The sequence below is a fragment of the Martelella sp. AMO21009 genome (genome assembly GCF_053484295.1).
On record NZ_JBAKFR010000052.1, the window covers coordinates 1 to 18,122 of the forward strand.

The following is an 18,122-nucleotide window of genomic DNA, read 5'->3' on the forward strand; positions in this document are numbered from 1 at the left end:
ACACCCCCCCCCCCCCCCCCCCCCCCCCCCCCCCCCCCCCCCCCCCCCCCCCCCCGGGCGGCGCGTCATCGCCGATACTTCTTCCAATGGTCGGAAGGGGGATTTTGGTGATCAAGCTGAGGGAGACAATTATGATACTGGATCTGCATCATCAGGGGCTGACGGTGTCGGCGATTTCCAGAGAAACGGGCATCGACCGCAAGACGGTGCGCAAATACATAGAGCGCGGTCTTGAGGCTCCAGCCTATGGCCCCAGAAAGCCTCGGGCAACGGTGATCGATCCGTTTGCTTCTTATCTGCGGGAGCGCGTGAAGGCCTACCCCGGCCTGACCGGGAGCCGGCTATTTCGAGAACTGCGCGAGCGAGGCTATAAGGGCGGCTACACCGCCGTGACGGATTTTCTTCGCGATGTGCGGCCTCCGGCCAGCCAGGGTTTCGAAGTGCGCTTTGAGACGCCGCCTGGCGAGCAGGCTCAGGTCGATTTCGCCCAGTTTCATGTCATATTCACCGACGAACCAATGACGCCGAGGATTGTGTGGCTGTTCTCGATGGTGCTGGGGCATAGCCGCCTCATCTGGGCGCGCTTCGTCATGCATCAGAACCTGCCGACCGTCCTGCGCTGCCATATCGCTGCGTTCGAAGCCCTTGGCGGCGATCCAAGGGAGGTGCTTTACGATCGGATGAAGACTGCCGTTATCGGCGAAGGGCAGACGGAGGGCATCATCTACAATTGCGCGCTCATCGATCTAGCACGCCACTACGGTTTCCATTCCAAGGCATGCAAACCTTATCGTGCCAAGACGAAGGGCAAGGTCGAGCGGCCGTTCCGTTATAATCCGAGAGGACTTCTTCCTGGCCCGCTCGTTTCGCAATCTCGATGACCTGAATGCCCAGTTGCGGCACTGGCTGGACACTGTTGCTAATCCGAGAAAGCATGCCACGACCCTTCGCATCGTCACGCAAGCCTTTGCCGAGGAGCGGCCGCACCTGCGGCCGTTACCGCTGGCACCGTTCAAATCCGTTCTCAAGCTTGAGCGCCGCGTGTCGCGGGAAGGCCTTGCCAGCCTCCAGCAGATAGTCGCTGATCATGCCGCGACCGATCGGGTTGAACACATGGGCATCCTCGCTCTCGTCATCGATCCTCGCCGTGCCGCCATAGGCGCGCTCGTAGACGATCGGCACTTGCGTGACCGGCGTCGCATCCGAAAGCCGCCAGCGCTTGCCGCCCTTCACCGTTTCCGGCTCCATCAGCCTTTCGCCGAACACATGAAAGCCGTGGCTGCCGATGATCTGAGGCGCCGCGCCATCCTCCGCGGGTCGGGCGATATCGACCCGCACCGGCCAGCTCGTGAGCTGCTTTTCCTCCGGCGAACGGGCAATTGCGGAAAAGGTCAGATCAGTTCGCGGCTTGAACGGCGCGTTCTCGCTTTCGGCTTTCAGCGACGAGACATTCGCCTCCCCCCAAAACACATCCGAAAGCGCCATCTCCGGCTGCGCCTTCGGCAGCAGCGCGCGTCTGCCCTCGTGGATTTCGAACACCGCCCGCACCACCAGCACCCCCATCTCACTGCCATCCAGATACCAGTGGCGGAAGAACAGGCATGGGAAAGGAAGCGAGATTTCGGGGATCATTACTCTGTATCCAGATATTGCTCGAAGGTCGCGATCACATAGTCCATACCGTGATAGGCCGATGACACTTCGAAGAGAGTCTGCAAACACGAAAATTCCAGGGCGAAGGTGACGAGCGCGGGCGCGACCACCGGAAGAACGACCTGTGCATCAAGGAAACCTCTGTAGGCTTTGGCAACGGTCCTTGTTCGGTCCTGTGCCATCTTTCCAAGCAAGTCTCCGAAGGTGAACTTGTCATAAACCCAGGGCTGATAGGATGTGTTCGGACCGGGCGGCGGCACCCTTATCTTCGAATTGGCATTCACCGCGTCCTCCACCCAGCCGGGGATGCGCGCGGAAAGCAGGTTGAGCGCCTGCACGAACGAGGTCGAACTGTTGAGAATCCCGTCCAGCGCAAGGGTCAGACGAAAGTTATTGGCCGTTGCGGCTGGAAAGACGGTCTGCGCAGTGATCGGCCAGACGACGGGCAGTTCCGCGCCCCGCGCGGGCGGCTGCCAGGTGGGGATGATTTGCTGGCCGATACCGCCGGTCGGCAAGACGACGGGTCGCGTTTGCGGCGGATCGCCGGAGCCCGCGGGCGCGGGAAACCCGTCGATATTCGCCTCCGCCTTCGCCCATCGCAGAATTGCGCCGAGAAACGGCAATTGCCCGGCGCGGGTCTCGATCGTCGTCAGGATTTCATCGCGCACGCCGAATGCATTGATCGTCGCCTCGCCGAGCGAGGCAGGCTTGACCGTTTCGGTATTGACGCCAGAAGGATTGAAGGTGTGGCATAGTGTGGTGATTTCTGTATGGTAATAATGCTCAACAATCGTCGCTGCGGCACTTGCCAGCCCACCGCCGAGCGAATGGCCGGCAATATTCAGGCGTCGGTCTTGGCCCGATTTGATCTTATCCGCAACGGTCGTACGCGCGTAAATAGTTGCCTTCTTATATTGCTCGCTTGGCTTCCCCAATCCCTGTTCAACATTGTTGGCCCAGTCGCCATTCGGCCCGCCGAGAAAGATCAGTTGCAGGCTGGCCTGATAGGGAACGCCCAAAAGTCGAAATGCACCGGAACTGTTCAGAAGCGTGACGGGAATGAAATTATCGGCAATAAGCTCCTTGCGGCTCTTGCCTTTCAGCCGCTTGTCCATGGTGAACATGATCTCGCCGCCGGGATATTGCTTTTCCAGCACGTCCTGCAGATCGATCACCGGCGTCTCGCCTGCGCCAGGCGTAATCTTGAGGATGACGCAGAAGGCGAAATCGCGCATGTCGTCGAAATCGGTTCCGCGAAACACCAGCGTCGGCGGGCAGACATCGGTCTTGCTGTTCGGATCGTAACCCTTCACCTTGTAGAGCTTGGCGACAAGCCCTGTATTGGCTTGATCGTTCAAGCCATCACCCCATTCTTCCCAGTTCTTCTCCGCCTCGGCGATCTTGTCCGGATAAAGCGTCGAAAAACCACCCGTCGGCGGCGGGTCCTTGTAGACCAGCTTGCACAGATAGGCCGCCTGCCGGCGACAGGTCTTCGGATTGGCATGTCCGTGGATCACCGTGGTGTTGGGCGTATCCGGAGGGATGGGCGGGATGTTGATCTTCGGCGGGGTGATATTGTCTGTGTCCCGCATCGGAGGAATCTTGACGACGAAATCCTTGTCAGTCGGCATTCTCCACCTCCTTCCACGGGATCGGTCCGCCAAAGATGTCTTGCGTGTTCTGGTCGGGAGGGTAGTCGGGATTGCATTTCAGGACTCGAAGAGCGGTTTGCTGTATTTCCTTGCTAATCTTGTCACCACGCTGGGTATAAGCAGCAAGATATCTCATGAATTTCTGCAGCTTTCCCATCATTGGGCTGTTGAGATAACCTTGCTGAATGAGCCAATTGATAAAATCAATCGCGCCTGTATCTGCCGATGATATTGCTAGCGTACTCATCAACGTATCCTTGGCAGCATTTTCCGCCCAAGGGTCCGCACCGGCTTTCAGCAAGATCTTCACACCCTCATAGTTGCCGATCAGCCCGACTTGCTCGACAAGCCAGTTCCCTTGATTGCCCGGAAGCTGCACATTCGCCTTTCCACCGTATTTGAGATAGCTCTCGATCATCCTGTTTTCGAAATCGAAGCCCTGCACGGGCCCGGAACTCGGGCCGGGCATCGCCAGATAATAGACGAAATTGCGTGTCGATCCGGTCGACGGCCGGTCGATCAGATAGGGATCGGCGCCGGCGGCGAGCAGTGTGTCGATCGCCTGCAGGTTATGGGCGCCGAGCGCCAGAAACAGCATGGTGATCTCATCGCCATAGCGTTGGTCGACGCCCTCGGGCAGCGCCTTCACCTCGGCCTCGGAAATCACATCGCCGCGCTCGATCTGCTGCGCCAGGCGATAAGGCTGTTCGCCATAGGGCAGGATCAATCTGTTGGAAAGCGGTGTGTCCGGAGAACTCTCGATCATGTCCTGCTTCGCTGAATAATGTGCGTATCGTTCCAGTCCCCACCACGAAAGCGGACCGACAACCACGGCAAAGGCCACGACGACGTAGAAGCGTCGGATGGAAGCCTGTTTCTTCTCTGGAGGGCGCGAGATCATGGCGACTTTCCCTTGTCAAGAACGCGATGCTCATAGGCTGCAATCACATAGTCCATGCCGTGATAGGCGACGGACTGGCCGGTGATTTGCTGAAGGGCTGCGAGTTCCGGCCCGGCATCCTTCAGGAACAGCCGGGCCGCTTCTTCATACATCCGCCAGACGAAAGCGGTCTTGTCCTGTTCAACGAGCTGCCGGACGGCCTCGTCGTGGTAGGTCCTGTCCATATATTGCAGCAGATTGTTGATCGCCTGACCGGGCGAAGCCGAAGACGACAGAAGGTCGTTGAGCTTCGTGATCGTGGCGAAGTCGTTCGGGCGCGGCAGAACCAGCGTTTCCTGCGAAAGCGGCCAGAGCACGGGAAGCGGTTTGGCATTGGCGATGTCTTCCGTCAGTTCATAAGGAGGCATGCCAATGAGATTGCCAAGAGCGGGCGGCAGGCCGGTCTCGCCGATATTGGCCCTTGCCCAGTTGAACACCGCGCCGATAACCGGAACCGTATTGGCCTTGCTTTGCAGGGTCGTCAGGATTTCATTGTTGACGTAAAAGGCATTGACGCTGGCGCCGGTCGCAGGCGCAATGGTGTTCGGGTGTACGCCAGCCGCGTTGAAGGTCGTGCCGTGAATGTCAATGCTCGGAAATTGACTCTCCAGCACAGCACAGGTCGCGGCAGCCAACCCGCCACCAAGAGAATGGCCTGCGATTTCAAGGCGGTGATCTTGTCCTGGCTTGATTTTTTCCGACACCTGTTTGAGTCCGTATTTAATCGCCCCTGTATACTGTGCGCTACCATGGCCCAAACCCTGCTGAATGTTGTTGTTCCAGTCACCATCAGCCTTGCCGAAGTATTCCAGCTTGTACCCAACAGAAACCGGCAGGGAATACCCCTTGGTCGCACCGGGAAGACGGAGCCATTCACTGTTGTCGATGATGGTGGTCGGAACATAGCCATCGGCCAGCGTCTGTTTGCGCGCGGCGTCGCCAAAGGCGATCTGATAGTAAGGCGAAGTCGGCTGCACGAGAATGAAGATCGGGCCGATGTCATAAACTTCCAGCGTCACCCCAACCTTGAGGCCGCGAAAATCTTCGAAATCAGTGCCACGAAACACCAGCGTTGGCGGGCAGACATCGGCCTTCTTGTCTGGATCGTAGCCTTTGACCTTGTAGAGGCGCGCAACGAGACCGCTCTTTTGCTGCTTGTTCAGGCCGTCACCCCAAGGTTCCCAGCGCTTGTCGACTTCAGCCATTTCCTTTTCGAAGACGGTATGAAATCCTTTTTCCGGCTTCGGGTCCTTGTAGATGAATTTCGATAGATAACAGGCCCGCCGCCAGCACGGTTTCCAAGTCGCGCGACCATGAACAGCGGTCGTGTTGGGCGTGTCCGGGGGGATGGGCGGAATATCAATCTTCGGCGGGATGATATTCTCGGTGTCCCGCATCGGCGGGATCTTGACCACATGTTCCTGATTATTTGGCATTCTCCGCCTCCTGCCAAGGGATGGGGCCACCGAAGAGCTCCTGCGTATTCTGGTCGGCTGGGTAGTCGGGATTTCGCTTCAAGACACGGAGAGCGATTTGCCGAATTTCCCTGCTCAGTTCGTCTTTTCTCTGTTCATAACTCGCCAGAAACTTCATAAACTTTTGGAGTTTGGGGAGGGGTGGATTTTTGAAGTATCCCTGATCAATCAACTCGTTCAGAAAGGAAAGCGTTCCTTTTTGGCTCATAAGCGCTAATGAACTCATCAGGGTGTCTTGTTCATCACTCTCCGACCATGGATCAGCACCGGCTTTGAGCAGTAGCTCCACACCTTCATAATTTCCGATCAACCCAACCTGCTCGATCAGCCATTCGCCCCCATTGCCGAGAAGCTGCACATTGGCCTTGCCGCCATGTTTGAGATAGCTTTCGATCATTCGGTTTTCGAAATCGAAGCCTTGAACAGGACCGGAACTTGGTCCCGGCATGGTCAGGTAATAGACGAAATTTCGTTCCGACCCCTGCGACGGTCGATCAACCATGTAGGGGTCGGCGCCGGCCGCCAGCAGCGTGTCGATGGCCTGCAGATTGTGCGCCTGAAGCGCCAGAAACAGGAAGGTGATCTCCTCGCCATAGCGCTTATTGACGCCATCGGGGAGCGCCTCGACCTCGCGCGCGCTGGTATGTTCGCCGCGCTCGATCCTCTGCGCCAGATGGTAGACGTCCTCGCCATACGGCTTGAACAGCCGGTCGGCGGTATAGGTCGGTTCCGCATTCATATCCAAAATCCTTCCATAGCCCCAAAGCCCTGCGAGGATGATGCAGGCGAGAACAGCAAATTTGATGAGAAACCGGCGGCGGGTCATGGCTTCACCTAGTTGACCTTTACGACATCGGACAGGAGCTTGATCAGCTGATCGACATTGTGGCTGAGCTGTTTGCCGTTGATATGGATCGAGCCATCGGAATTGAGCACGATCACGCTGTCGCCGCTCTTCAGGAGAATCCGCTTGCCGGCGGTGATCACCAGTTCCTCGCCGACATCGAGATAGTAGCTCTTGAGGACATTGACGTTCTTGGTGTTCTGGACCAGCTGAGAGTCATTATTTCCGATGCTCTCGTTGCGGTTCTTCTCGATGCTAACCTGCATCGACCCTTCTCCGGTCCCGGTTCCCTTGTCGCCAAGGCCATAGGGCGTTCCGGGAATGCCGTCGACCATCCTGTCGGCGCCGGTCGGCGTGAACATGCCCTTCTGCGTCGGGCCGACATAAAGCGCCATATCGCCGCCGATCACCTCGGTCAGGTTGTTGCCGACCTCGATGCCCTTGTTGTGGCCGACGGACTGGACCCAGTTGTTGTTGATGCGTTCGGAGTGGTTGTTGTTGGTCTTTTCGTTGCGGTCCTTCTGGGCGTGGACATAGACCTCCTGCCGGTCGTTCTCGTCCTCGAAGCGCAGTTCGTTGTAGCCCTTGCCCTTGTGGGTCTGCGATCGCCAGACGGTTCTGGTCTTGTGTTCGGGCAGCTTGTAGGGCGGCAGGTTGAGGGCGTTGTAGGAACGGCCGGTGACGATCGGCTGGTCGGGGTCGCCGCGGACGTAATCGACGAGCACCTCCTGGTTGATGCGCGGCAGGATGACCTCGCCGAAGGTTCCGCCTGCCGAACTCGACGTCACCCGCGTCCAGACCGATGAGTGCTCATTGTCTTTCGAGCGTCTATCCCAGGGATAGGAAAGTTTCACGCGGCCCCAGTCATCGCAGTAGATCTCCTCGCCTTCCGGGCCGCTGACGGTGGCAATCTCCGGGCCGTCGGCCTTGGGCTTCGGCTGTTTCGGCGGGGCATAATTGAGGTCTGCCGGCATCGCCAGGAAGCGATTGGCATAGGTCGTGGAGCCAGTTCCCGCCTCCTCCTTCAGCGCCTGCGGCTGCTCGCCCTCATGGGAAACGGAAAGCAGGTGCCAGAAGACGTTGCAGTCGTCATTCGGATGCTCGGTGAGCATGACCTTGTAACCCGGCGTCAGCGCCGGCGCATTGGTGCGGCCTTCACCGGTCGTGGCCTCGACGCGCACCGCCTCGAGCTGCGATCTGGTGAACGGCTTGCCGGCGACGTCCTTCTTGTAGCCGCCCGGATAGTTGTAGAGATCGTAATTGCCCTTGGCGCCGTTATCGGCCTGACGGTCGGCGCGATGCTCCTGGCTGTACCCCGGATTGGTGAACAGCCGCTCGCGCTGGGTGAAGCTCGTTGCCCGCAACCGCTCGCGGTAGGTGAAGCTGCGGCAGAAGACGCCCTTCGCAACACCTCCGGGATTGGCGTTATATTCCAGTTCCGGCATGTCTCTCAGCTTCGGCACGATCATCGGGGTATCGATGAAGGTCACCTGGTTCTGGCCGATCTCGCCGGAGGTGAAGAAGAACCAGATGCCCTCTTCGGCGGCGATGCGCCGGATAAAATCGAGGTGGGTTTCGTTGTACTGGACGCAATATTCCCGCGCCACATGGGCGCCTTCGAGCACGAAGCGCATATCCTCGACACGGTTTTCCTTCAGCACCTCGGCAATGATCTCGGGGACGCTCTTCTGCTGGAAGATGCGGCTGTCGGAGCCGTGGGCGAGCCGTCCGAGTGCGGGCATGAGGACGACCGTGTAGAAGGTACGGTGAAGCCCCTCGTCTCGGCGGGCCATATCGGCGATGATGCCGGAGAAATGCCGGATACCGGCATACTTGTGATGGATGGTCAGCGTTGCCGGCGTGTCGAGCAGCGCGTTGAGATCGAGTTTAGGATCGTCGGAAACGAGTTCGATATCGATCTGGCTCAGATCGAATAGCCTTTCCTCGGCGGTAAAACCGTGGACCAGCAGTTGCCCGTCCTTCAGCGCCGAAGCCTCGAAAGTGAAGGCGATGTCCTGATCCTGATAGAGGACCGGTATGTCGATAATCGCGTTCATGGTGATGTCCTTCCTGAAGAGCGACCGGGTGGCTCAAGACTGTGGAGACAGGGGATTGACGGGTAGACCATTGGCGCCGATCCGCCCCGCCGCCTTTGAGGTCGCCTGGCCGGCATTCCTGAATACGGCCACACACCGGGCAGACAGGCCATTTTTCTGCGATTCTGGATATAAATTTATTATAATTTATATAGCCTTACAATAAATATATCGCTTTAATAATTTATAACTATTAAAGCTAAATTACTATTTAGTGTTATAATATAAAAATATTAAGTATAGATAATGTATATTTACTTGGTGTCAAACAGGCATTACACATCTGCCCTCCGACGCCACCGGCCTCGGAGGAAATCGAGCTGCGCTTCAGACCGTCTGAACAGGCAGGCGGCGGGGCGTGGGCGAAAAACGTTCTTGGGAGGGAACGATACATGTTTGACAAGCTCAAGAAAGAACACATCGTCGCAAAAGACGGTTTCAACCGCTGGAAGGTTCCGCCGGCATCTATCGCGATCCACCTGTGTATCGGCTCCGTATACGCCTGGAGCATTTTCAACCCGCCGCTGGTCAAGCAGTTCGGCGTGGTTGCGCCGGCGCCGGGCGACTGGAGCCTGTCCTCCGTCGTCTGGATCTTCTCCGTGGCGATCGTGTTTCTCGGGCTGTCGGCCGCCTTTGCGGGCAAATGGCTGGAGGAAGTCGGCCCGCGCATGGTCGGCGTTGTCGCCGCGTTCTGCTGGGGCGGCGGGCTGATCATCGGCGGTCTTGGCATCATGACCCACCAGCTCTGGCTGCTTTATCTCGGTTATGGCGCCATTGGCGGCTGCGGGCTCGGGCTTGGCTATGTCTCGCCGGTCTCGACCCTGATCCGGTGGTTTCCCGACCGGCGCGGCATGGCGACCGGCCTTGCGATCATGGGCTTTGGCGGCGGCGCGATGATCGCCACGCCGATCCAGGAATTTCTTCTGGGGCTCTATTACAAGGCGCCGCAGTTTCTCGGACCTCAGGATGCCGTCAACATCGTCATCGAGGGCGGCAAACGCATGGCCGAGGTCAATGGCCAGCTTGTCGAAGTGGTCGTGGCCACCGCCCGGCAGGCGGCCGAAGCGCCCATCGCCATTGATCCCGGCGTCTACGTCGTCGGCACCGGCAACACCGGCGCCGAAGGGACGTTCTTCACCCTCGGCATCGTCTATTTCATCGTCATCATGATTGCCGCCGTCTCCTATCGTGTGCCGCGGGAGGGCTGGAAACCGGAGGGTTGGACGCCGCCGACGGCGGATGCCGCATCGCGCAAGATGATCACCCAGAACCACGTTCACATCGATCAGGCGCTCAAGACGCCGCAATTCTATCTGTTGTGGATCATTCTCTGCTTCAACGTGACCGCCGGCATCGGCGTGATCGGCGTCGCCAAGACGATGATGACGGAGATTTTTGGCACCACGCTGCCGCTGATCGTCAATTCCGCCTTCGCGGCGACCTATGTGTTCATGATTTCGGTGTTCAACATGCTCGGCCGGTTCTTCTGGGCCTCGATGTCGGATTATATCGGCCGCAAGAACACCTATTACTGCTTCTTCGTCCTCGGCACGATCCTCTACCTGTCGATCCCGTTCGCCGCGCATCAGGTCAGCATCAATCCGGCAGTGCTCTGGCTGGTGATGTTCTATGCCGCGACGATGATCATCTTCACCATGTATGGCGGCGGTTTTGCCACCATCCCGGCCTATCTGGCGGATATCTTCGGCACCAAATTCGTCGGCGGCATCCACGGCCGGCTGCTGACGGCGTGGAGCACGGCGGGCGTTCTCGGTCCGTTGGCAATCACCGGTCTGCGCAACATGTCGCTGAACAATGCGCTCCACGATCTGGCATCGAAGGTCGATCCGACCGCCTTTGCCGAGAAATTCGGCGCCGGTATCGACCAGCTCGACCAGCTGATCGCCGCCAAGACGGTGACCATCGCGCAACTGATGGAGATCGCACCGGCGGGCACCGTCGACCCGACGCCGAGCCTCTACAACACGACCATGTACGCGATGGCTGCACTGCTCGTCATCGCACTGGTCGCCAATTTCCTGGTGAAGCCGGTGCATGCGAAGCACCATATGTGACGGCGCAAGCGACCGGTGAACAATATGACCCCGGCGGTGGCGCAATCGCCGCCGCCGGGGCAAAGTGCATGAAGCGTGCCTTATGCGTGTTTGTCCCGGATGGAATTTGCATGATTGAAAAACTTGAGATGTTCATAACCCTGGCGCGGGAGCGGCATTTCGGGCGCGCGGCGGAGGCATGCGGGGTTTCGCAGCCGGCGCTTTCGGCATCGATCAAGCAGCTTGAGGAGCAGTTGGGCGTTCTTCTGGTCCTGCGCGGCTCGCGCTATCAGGGGCTGACGCCGGAGGGCCAGCGGGTGCTGGAATGGGCGCGACGGCTGGTGGCCGATGCCCGCACCATGCAGCAGGAACTGAAGGCCGTCCGCGAGGGCCTGAGCGGTCATCTGAGGGTTGCGGCCATCCCCACCGCGCTATCCTATGTCCCGACGCTGACGGCGCCGTTTGTCGCGAGCAATCCCGGCGTCACGGTCTCGGTGCTGTCGCGTTCCTCCGCCGAAATCCTGTCGCTGCTGGAAAATCTCGAGATCGACGTCGGCATTACCTATCTCGAGAACGAACCGGTGGGGAAGGTCACGCAGATCCCGCTCTACCGGGAAACCTATTGCCTGGTGACCCATGCCGAAACCGATCTCGGCGAGGCCAGGCGGATCACATGGAACGACGTCAGCCGCCTGCCGCTCTGTCTTCTGACGAAGGACATGCAGAACCGGCGCATACTCGACGGCATCCTCGCGCAGGTTTCCGCCGATGTCGCGCCGACGCTGGAATCGGATTCGATCGTCACCCTCTTTGCCCATGTGCAGACCGGGCTGTGGTCGACCATCATGCCGGAAAGTCTGGCGACGAGCCTTGCAAACGAGACCCTGAAGACCATACCGATCATTGATCCCGTGGCCGGGTCCGAGGTCGGTCTCGTTGCCACGCATCGCGAGCCCTATGCGCCCTTGATCTCGGCCTTTCTGCGGCAGGTGCGACAACTGGCCGAGGCATGAAACATGAGCGTTGCGGTCATCTATAAGTAAATGCCATCGGCCGACGGAACTGCCGCATTGATTGACCGTCCCAAAATATGACATTTTTCGAGATCAGTCGTATGGGCGGAGGAGCATGATGGATCTGGGTTTCGAGCGGGAGGCGGTTGCCGCACGCACAACCGCGATTGTCGAAGACCATCTGCAGCGCGAAGCGCCGTTGTTGCCGATCCTGCACGATGTTCAAAGCGAATTTGGCCATATCCCGGAAGCCGCATTGCGACTTGTTGCAGAGATGCTGAACCTCAGCCGCGCGGAAGTGCATGGCGTGATTAGCTTCTATCATGATTTTCGCCGCGAACCGGCCGGCCGTCACGTGTTGAAAATCTGTCGCGCCGAGGCCTGCCAGTCCATGGGCGGGGAGGCGCTGGCCGATGGTCTGCGCGCGGCGCTTGGCCTCGACTGGCACGAGACGACCGCGGATGGCAGGCTGACGCTTGAGCCCGTCTACTGTCTGGGCCTCTGTTCCTGCGCGCCGGCGGCGATGCTGGACGATGCGCTTTATGGCCGGCTCGACGAAGCGACGCTGAAGGATGTCGTTGCGGAGGCCGGACAATGAAATCTTTCATTTTCATCCCTTGCGATGCCGCAGCCCTTGCAGTCGGAGCCGACAGGGTGGCATCAGCCATTTCCGAGATGCTTGCCGCGCGCGGGCTTAACGCCGAAATCGTACGCAATGGCTCGCGCGGCCTGCACTGGCTGGAGCCGATGGTCGAAGTGCGCACCGACCATGGCCGCGTTGCCTATGGCCCGGTGAAGGCGTCGGATGTCGAAAGCCTGTTCGATGCGGGTTTTCTGGATGGCGCGGCGCATCCGCTTTTTCTTGGCAGGACGCGCGACCTGCCGTTCCTGAAAAAGCAGACGCGCCTGACCTTTGCCCGTTGCGGCGTGACGGACCCGCTATCCGTCGCTGACTATCGCCATTACAAGGGCCTGCGCGGCCTAGAAAACGCGATCACGATGGAAAGCGCGGATATCGTCCAGACCGTCACCGACAGCGGCCTGCGCGGTCGCGGCGGCGCGGGTTTTCCCACCGGCATCAAATGGGACACGGTGCGCAAGGCGGCAGGCCCGCGGAAATACATCGTCTGCAATGCCGATGAGGGCGACAGCGGCACCTTTGCCGACCGGATGATCATGGAGGGCGACCCCTTCGTTCTGATCGAGGGCATGGCGATTGCGGGCCTCGCGACGGGTGCCACCAAGGGTTATATTTACACCCGTTCCGAATATCCGCATGCGATCCAGACCATGCGCAAGGCGATCGAGATCGCGCGCCGGGAGGGCATTCTGGGGCCATCGGTGCTGGGTTCCGGGCACGCCTTCGATATGGAAATGCGCGTCGGCGCGGGGGCCTATGTCTGCGGCGAAGAGACCTCCATGCTCAACAGCCTGGAGGGCAAACGCGGCGTGGTCCGCGCCAAGCCGCCGCTGCCGGCGCTTGAGGGCCTGTTCGGCTGTCCGACCGTGGTCAACAATGTGCTGTCGCTGGCCTCCATCCCGCTGATTCTGGACCGCGGCGCGGACTATTACCGCGACTTCGGCATCGGCAAGTCGCGGGGCACCATGCCGATCCAGCTGGCCGGCAATATCAAACATGGCGGGCTTTTCGAGACCGCCTTCGGGATCACGCTGAATGAGCTGATTTACGATATCGGCGGCGGCACGGCGAGCGGGCGGCCGGTGAAGGCCGTGCAGGTGGGCGGCCCGCTCGGCGCCTATTTCCCGACGAGCCATTTCGACATTCCTTTCGACTACGAGGCCTTCACCGCCAATAACGGGCTGATCGGCCATGCCGGCATCGTTGTGTTCGACGATACGGCCGACATGATGAAACAGGCGCGTTTCGCCTTTGAATTCTGCGCGGCGGAAAGCTGCGGCAAGTGCACGCCCTGTCGCATCGGCGCGGTGCGCGGGGCGGAGGTGATCGACAAGATTGCCGCGGGTGCAGGGGTCGCCGAGCAGAAGGCGCTTCTGGACGATCTCTGCAACACGATGCGGCTTGGCTCGCTCTGCGCGCTGGGCGGCTTCACACCCTATCCCGTTTCAAGCGCGCTTACGCATTTTCCGGAAGATTTCGGACCGCGTCCCCAATCACGGCCCCAACCGGCAGAAGCAGCGGAGTAGTGACATGTCCCTGATCAAGGAAATCGATTACGGCACCCCGGTTTCAAAATCGGAAGCGACGGTTACGCTCACGATCGACGGCTTCAAGGTCACCGTTCCCGAAGGCACGTCGGTGATGCGGGCGGCCATGGAAACCGGGATTGCGATCCCCAAGCTTTGCTCGACGGACATGGTCGACGCCTTCGGCTCCTGCCGGCTCTGTCTGGTGGAAATCGAGGGACGGCGCGGCACGCCGGCCTCCTGCACCACGCCGGTTGCCGATGGCATGGTGGTTTCGACCCAAACCGACAAGCTGAAGACGCTGCGCCGCGGGGTGATGGAACTCTATATCTCCGACCATCCGTTGGATTGCCTCACCTGCGCGGCCAATGGCGATTGCGAATTGCAGGATATGGCCGGCGCTGTGGGCCTGCGCGATGTGCGCTACGGCTATGACGGCGGCAACCATGTGAAGACGCGCGACGGCGTTGGCGAGGTCAACGCCCGCTACCTGCCGAAGGACGAGAGCAACCCCTATTTCACCTACGACCCGTCGAAATGCATCGTCTGCTCGCGCTGCGTGCGCGCCTGCGAGGAAGTGCAGGGCACCTTCGCGCTGACGATTGCAGGACGCGGTTTCGAATCCCGCGTTTCGCCCGGCAGTTTCGGCGATGATTTTCTCGGCTCCGAATGCGTCTCCTGCGGAGCCTGCGTTCAGGCCTGCCCGACGGCGACGCTGCAGGAAAAATCGATTTACGATATCGGCCAGCCGGAACATTCCGTCGTCACCACCTGTGCCTATTGTGGCGTCGGCTGTTCGTTCAAGGCGGAAATGCGCGGCGAGGAACTGGTGCGCATGGTGCCCTACAAGGATGGCAAGGCCAATCACGGACACTCCTGCGTCAAGGGGCGTTTCGCCTATGGCTATGCCAGTCACAAGGACCGCGTCCTGAAACCGATGATCCGCGAGAGCATCACCGATCCCTGGCGCGAGGTTTCGTGGGAGGAGGCGCTCGGCTTCGCCGCGTCCAGGCTGCGCCGTCTTCAGGCGAATTACGGACAGGATTCGATCGGCGTCATCACCTCCTCGCGCTGCACCAATGAAGAGACCTATCTGGTGCAAAAGCTTACCCGCGCCGTCTTCGGCAATAACAACACCGATACCTGCGCCCGCGTCTGCCACTCGCCGACCGGCTACGGCCTCGGCCAGACATTCGGCACCTCTGCCGGCACGCAGGATTTCGACAGCGTCGAAGATGTCGATGTCGCGCTCGTCATCGGCGCCAACCCGACAGACGGGCATCCGGTCTTCGCCTCGCGGCTGAAAAAGCGGCTGCGGCAGGGGGCCAAGCTCATCGTCATCGACCCGCGCCGCATCGATCTGGTCAGGACGCCGCATGTGGCGGCAAGCCACCATCTGGCGCTGCGCCCCGGAACCAATGTCGCCGTCGTCACCGCGCTTGCGCATGTGATCGTCACCGAGGGGCTTTACGACGAGGCCTTTATCCGCGAGCGCTGCGACTGGGACGAGTTTCAGGACTATGCGGCCTTTGCCGCCGATACGGCCAACAGCCCGGAATCTGTCGAGGCGCTGACCGGCGTTCCGGCCGGAACGGTTCGCGAAGCGGCAAGGCTTTATGCGAAGGGCGGCAATGCGGCGATCTATTACGGCCTCGGCGTCACCGAACATTCGCAGGGCTCGACGACGGTCATCGGTCTTGCCAACCTCGCCATGATGACCGGCAATATCGGCCGTCGCGGCGTTGGCGTGAACCCGCTGCGCGGCCAGAACAATGTTCAGGGCTCCTGCGACATGGGCTCCTTCCCGCACGAACTGCCGGGTTATCGCCATGTCAACAATGCGGATGTCCGCGATATCTTCGAGAAGGCCTGGGGCGTGCCGATCTCGGATGAACCGGGCCTGCGCATTCCCAACATGCTCGACGCCGCCGTCGACGGTACTTTCAAAGGGCTTTACTGCCAGGGCGAGGACATTCTGCAGTCCGACCCCGACACCAAGCATGTGTCCGCCGGTCTGGCCGCAATGGAATGCGTCATCGTCCACGATATCTTCCTGAACGAGACGGCGAATTACGCCCATGTCTTCCTGCCGGGCTCGACCTTCCTGGAAAAGGACGGCACCTTCACCAATGCCGAACGGCGGATCAACCGGGTGCGCAGGGTGATGTCGCCGAAGGCCGGCTATGCCGACTGGGAGGTGACGCAGTTGCTCGCCAACGCGATGGGCGGCAACTGGAACTACACGCACCCGTCCGAGATCATGGCGGAGATCGCCGCGACCACGCCGAGCTTTGCCAATGTCACCTATGAACTGCTGGACGAGAAAGGCTCGGTCCAGTGGCCCTGCAATGACGAGACGCCGGACGGCACGCCGATCATGCATATTGACGGCTTCGTGCGCGGCAAGGGCCGCTTCATCCGCACCGATTACGTGGCGACCGACGAGAAGACCGGCCCGCGCTTCCCGCTGCTTCTCACCACCGGGCGCATTCTCAGCCAGTATAATGTCGGCGCGCAGACGCGGCGGACGGACAATGTCGTCTGGCACGAGGAGGACGTGCTGGAAATCCATCCGCATGACGCGGAATTGCGCGGGGTGAAGAACGGCGACTGGGTGAAACTGCAGAGCCGTTCCGGCGAAACCAGCCTGAGGGCGAAGATCACCGACCGGATGTCGCCGGGCGTCGTCTATACCACCTTCCACCACCCGGCCACCCAGGCCAATGTCATCACCACGGATTTCTCCGACTGGGCGACCAACTGCCCGGAATACAAGGTGACGGCGGTTCAGGTCTCGCCCTCCAACGGGCCCACGGACTGGCAGGAAGACTATGAGCGCTTTTCAAGACAGGCCCGGCGGGTCGAGGCGGCGGAGTAAATCCGTCGTCCGACGGCATCCCCCTTTGGCAGAGGATAGAGCAAATGGCGCCTGAAAAGCTGACCCACATGGCAAACCAGATCGCCGCCTTCTTCCGCACCCGCCCGCACGATGAGGCCGTGGCGGGTGTCGCCGACCATATCAGCAAGTTCTGGGAACCACGCATGCGCGCCCAGCTTTTCGAGATGCTGGGACAGCCTAACAGCGGTTTCGATCCGCTGGTGATCGAGGCCGGCGACCGCATTCGTCCGGTGGCGAAGCAGGGTTGAGCGCGTCGCCGCATTACGTTTGCTCGGAACGCATGTCATCGAAGAAATCATGGGTTGATGTGATCTGCCGGGCGATTGTCGATTCTGGGCGGGCAGAGGCGACCGTGGCCCTGTCGATCTCCTTATCGTACTGGTTTTCCGGACGGATAGGCGGCGGCTTTGCCCAACCGGCGATCGCTGTGTGCCGGTGTTCGTCGGCATAACCATGTATTTACGCTTCGCCGATATTCTCACTGCGTTCACGCGGCGTGTATGGCTTGATCGCATGCGCGACCCTCTCCGCCGCCTCTGCGTCCGTGGCGGACCGGCGCATATCGAACGGGTCAAGGTCCGGGCGGAGATGGTATATGTCGCGTTCCTTGCTTGCCTCGGCGCTCAGCTTCAATGGCGGCTATGTCGACACGATGGGCTTCGTGGCGCTCCATGGGCTTTTCACCGCCCATGTCACCGGCAACTTCGTGACTCTGGGTGCAGCGATTGCGACCGGAACCGGCGGTCTGCTGGCAAAGGCGCTGGCGCTGCCAGTCTTCTGCGCTTCGGTGATGGCGGCGCGCTATTTCGCGCGATGGCTTGGAAAACACGGGCGCCCGGTGGTTCCCGTGCTCCTGAAGCTTCAGTTCGCCCTGTTTTCGGCGGCGGCCGTGCTGGTGTTTCTGCTGCCGCCTGCTGCAAACAGTCTCGGTGAAATCATCGCCGGCATGACGCTTGTCGTGGCGATGGCGATCCAGAACGCGGTGCACCGGGTCCACCTCCCCGACCTTCCGCCCTCCACGCTGATGACCGGCACGACGACGCAGATCATGCTGGATGTGACCGACCTCCTCTTCGGCGGCGCGATCGACAAGGCGCCGTTGAAACGCCGACTGAGGCGGCTGATACCGGCACTTTTCCTGTTCGCGCTGGGCTGCGCGCTTGCCGCCCTTGCATACCGACTTGTCGGCCGGCTCTGTTTTCTAGGTCCGCCGGTGGTCATCATGCTTGCATTCTACGCATTCAGGCGGGAAGAAAAGGCCGAGAACGCTTCGGCCTAGAGCGTCGGGCGATTAGTCTGCAACGCATGCTGTTGATTTGAAGTAGTTCCA

The 18,122-nt window shown here is 60.2% G+C and carries 13 protein-coding genes and 1 pseudogene; 8 read left to right on the forward strand and 6 right to left on the reverse strand.

All coding sequences use genetic code 11. The annotated features are described in order from the left end of the window. Window positions 1-107 precede the first annotated feature (107 nt). Window positions 108-1,068: pseudogene (istA, locus tag V6766_RS24950) on the forward strand (IS21 family transposase); the annotation flags it as partial. Here istA and V6766_RS24955 read toward each other — a convergent pair. From V6766_RS24955 to tssI, 6 genes are read right to left on the reverse strand one after another with little or no spacing between them, the layout of a single operon-like run. Continuing rightward, window positions 997-1,632 (reverse strand): DUF2169 domain-containing protein, encoded by a 636-nt coding sequence (locus tag V6766_RS24955; RefSeq protein ID WP_448470956.1) that lies wholly within the window; start codon window positions 1,630-1,632, stop codon window positions 997-999. The pseudogene istA and the gene V6766_RS24955 sit on opposite strands and share 72 nt — an antisense overlap. Beyond that, window positions 1,632-3,284 (reverse strand): lipase family protein, encoded by a 1,653-nt coding sequence (locus V6766_RS24960; RefSeq protein ID WP_448470945.1) that lies wholly within the window; start codon window positions 3,282-3,284, stop codon window positions 1,632-1,634. The genes V6766_RS24955 and V6766_RS24960 overlap by 1 nt, the downstream gene beginning before the upstream one ends. Next, the gene (locus V6766_RS24965; RefSeq protein ID WP_448470946.1) at window positions 3,274-4,206 is read right to left on the reverse strand and encodes a hypothetical protein; all 933 of its coding nucleotides are present in this window, start codon (window positions 4,204-4,206) and stop codon (window positions 3,274-3,276) included. The genes V6766_RS24960 and V6766_RS24965 overlap by 11 nt, the downstream gene beginning before the upstream one ends. Beyond that, a complete protein-coding gene (locus V6766_RS24970) occupies window positions 4,203-5,681 on the reverse strand; it encodes a hypothetical protein (protein WP_448470947.1) in 1,479 nt (492 codons plus the stop codon). Before V6766_RS24970 ends, V6766_RS24965 begins: the two co-directional genes overlap by 4 nt. Then, window positions 5,671-6,546: a hypothetical protein gene (locus V6766_RS24975; protein ID WP_448470948.1), complete on the reverse strand. Its 876-nt coding sequence runs from the start codon at window positions 6,544-6,546 to the stop codon at window positions 5,671-5,673. The genes V6766_RS24970 and V6766_RS24975 overlap by 11 nt, the downstream gene beginning before the upstream one ends. Before the next feature lie 8 nt (window positions 6,547-6,554). Continuing rightward, window positions 6,555-8,621 carry a type VI secretion system tip protein TssI/VgrG gene (tssI, locus tag V6766_RS24980; RefSeq protein WP_448470949.1) on the reverse strand — a complete coding sequence of 689 codons (2,067 nt, stop codon included), beginning with the start codon at window positions 8,619-8,621 and terminating at the stop codon, window positions 6,555-6,557. A gap of 431 nt (window positions 8,622-9,052) precedes the next feature. Between tssI and V6766_RS24985 the strand changes: the two genes are divergently transcribed. The 7 genes from V6766_RS24985 to V6766_RS25015 all read left to right on the forward strand — a co-directional run bounded on the left by V6766_RS24985 (window position 9,053) and on the right by V6766_RS25015 (window position 18,071). After that, the gene (locus V6766_RS24985; protein ID WP_448470950.1) at window positions 9,053-10,735 is read left to right on the forward strand and encodes an OFA family MFS transporter; all 1,683 of its coding nucleotides are present in this window, start codon (window positions 9,053-9,055) and stop codon (window positions 10,733-10,735) included. A gap of 110 nt (window positions 10,736-10,845) precedes the next feature. Then, entirely contained in the window at window positions 10,846-11,727 is an 882-nt protein-coding gene (locus V6766_RS24990) for a LysR family transcriptional regulator (RefSeq protein ID WP_448470951.1), read from the forward strand. A 118-nt stretch (window positions 11,728-11,845) separates the two neighbouring features. After that, window positions 11,846-12,325, forward strand: coding sequence for a formate dehydrogenase subunit gamma (locus V6766_RS24995; RefSeq protein ID WP_448470957.1), 480 nt, complete (start codon window positions 11,846-11,848; stop codon window positions 12,323-12,325). Further along, window positions 12,322-13,893, forward strand: coding sequence for a formate dehydrogenase beta subunit (locus V6766_RS25000; protein ID WP_448470952.1), 1,572 nt, complete (start codon window positions 12,322-12,324; stop codon window positions 13,891-13,893). Before V6766_RS24995 ends, V6766_RS25000 begins: the two co-directional genes overlap by 4 nt. Window positions 13,894-13,897: 4 nt before the next feature. Then, window positions 13,898-16,771: a formate dehydrogenase subunit alpha gene (fdhF, locus tag V6766_RS25005; protein WP_448470953.1), complete on the forward strand. Its 2,874-nt coding sequence runs from the start codon at window positions 13,898-13,900 to the stop codon at window positions 16,769-16,771. 44 nt (window positions 16,772-16,815) lie between these two features. Continuing rightward, on the forward strand, window positions 16,816-17,040 hold the full coding sequence (locus tag V6766_RS25010; protein ID WP_448470954.1) for a formate dehydrogenase subunit delta: 225 nt from the start codon (window positions 16,816-16,818) through the stop codon (window positions 17,038-17,040). A 347-nt stretch (window positions 17,041-17,387) separates the two neighbouring features. Next, window positions 17,388-18,071, forward strand: a complete 684-nt coding sequence (locus V6766_RS25015) for a YoaK family protein (protein WP_448470955.1) — start codon at window positions 17,388-17,390, stop codon at window positions 18,069-18,071. Window positions 18,072-18,122 lie beyond the last annotated feature (51 nt).

Coding starts and splice junctions, on each gene's coding strand:
- V6766_RS24990 (WP_448470951.1), top strand. CDS start 10,846: ATGATTGAAAAACTTGAGATGTTCATAACCCTGGCGCGGGAGCGGCAT.
- V6766_RS24995 (WP_448470957.1), top strand. CDS start 11,846: ATGGATCTGGGTTTCGAGCGGGAGGCGGTTGCCGCACGCACAACCGCG.
- V6766_RS24960 (WP_448470945.1), bottom strand. CDS start 3,284: ATGCCGACTGACAAGGATTTCGTCGTCAAGATTCCTCCGATGCGGGAC.
- tssI (WP_448470949.1), bottom strand. CDS start 8,621: ATGAACGCGATTATCGACATACCGGTCCTCTATCAGGATCAGGACATC.
- V6766_RS25010 (WP_448470954.1), top strand. CDS start 16,816: ATGGCGCCTGAAAAGCTGACCCACATGGCAAACCAGATCGCCGCCTTC.
- V6766_RS24970 (WP_448470947.1), bottom strand. CDS start 5,681: ATGCCAAATAATCAGGAACATGTGGTCAAGATCCCGCCGATGCGGGAC.
- V6766_RS24975 (WP_448470948.1), bottom strand. CDS start 6,546: ATGACCCGCCGCCGGTTTCTCATCAAATTTGCTGTTCTCGCCTGCATC.
- V6766_RS24985 (WP_448470950.1), top strand. CDS start 9,053: ATGTTTGACAAGCTCAAGAAAGAACACATCGTCGCAAAAGACGGTTTC.
- V6766_RS25015 (WP_448470955.1), top strand. CDS start 17,388: ATGTCGCGTTCCTTGCTTGCCTCGGCGCTCAGCTTCAATGGCGGCTAT.
- V6766_RS24965 (WP_448470946.1), bottom strand. CDS start 4,206: ATGATCTCGCGCCCTCCAGAGAAGAAACAGGCTTCCATCCGACGCTTC.
- fdhF (WP_448470953.1), top strand. CDS start 13,898: ATGTCCCTGATCAAGGAAATCGATTACGGCACCCCGGTTTCAAAATCG.
- V6766_RS24955 (WP_448470956.1), bottom strand. CDS start 1,632: ATGATCCCCGAAATCTCGCTTCCTTTCCCATGCCTGTTCTTCCGCCAC.
- V6766_RS25000 (WP_448470952.1), top strand. CDS start 12,322: ATGAAATCTTTCATTTTCATCCCTTGCGATGCCGCAGCCCTTGCAGTC.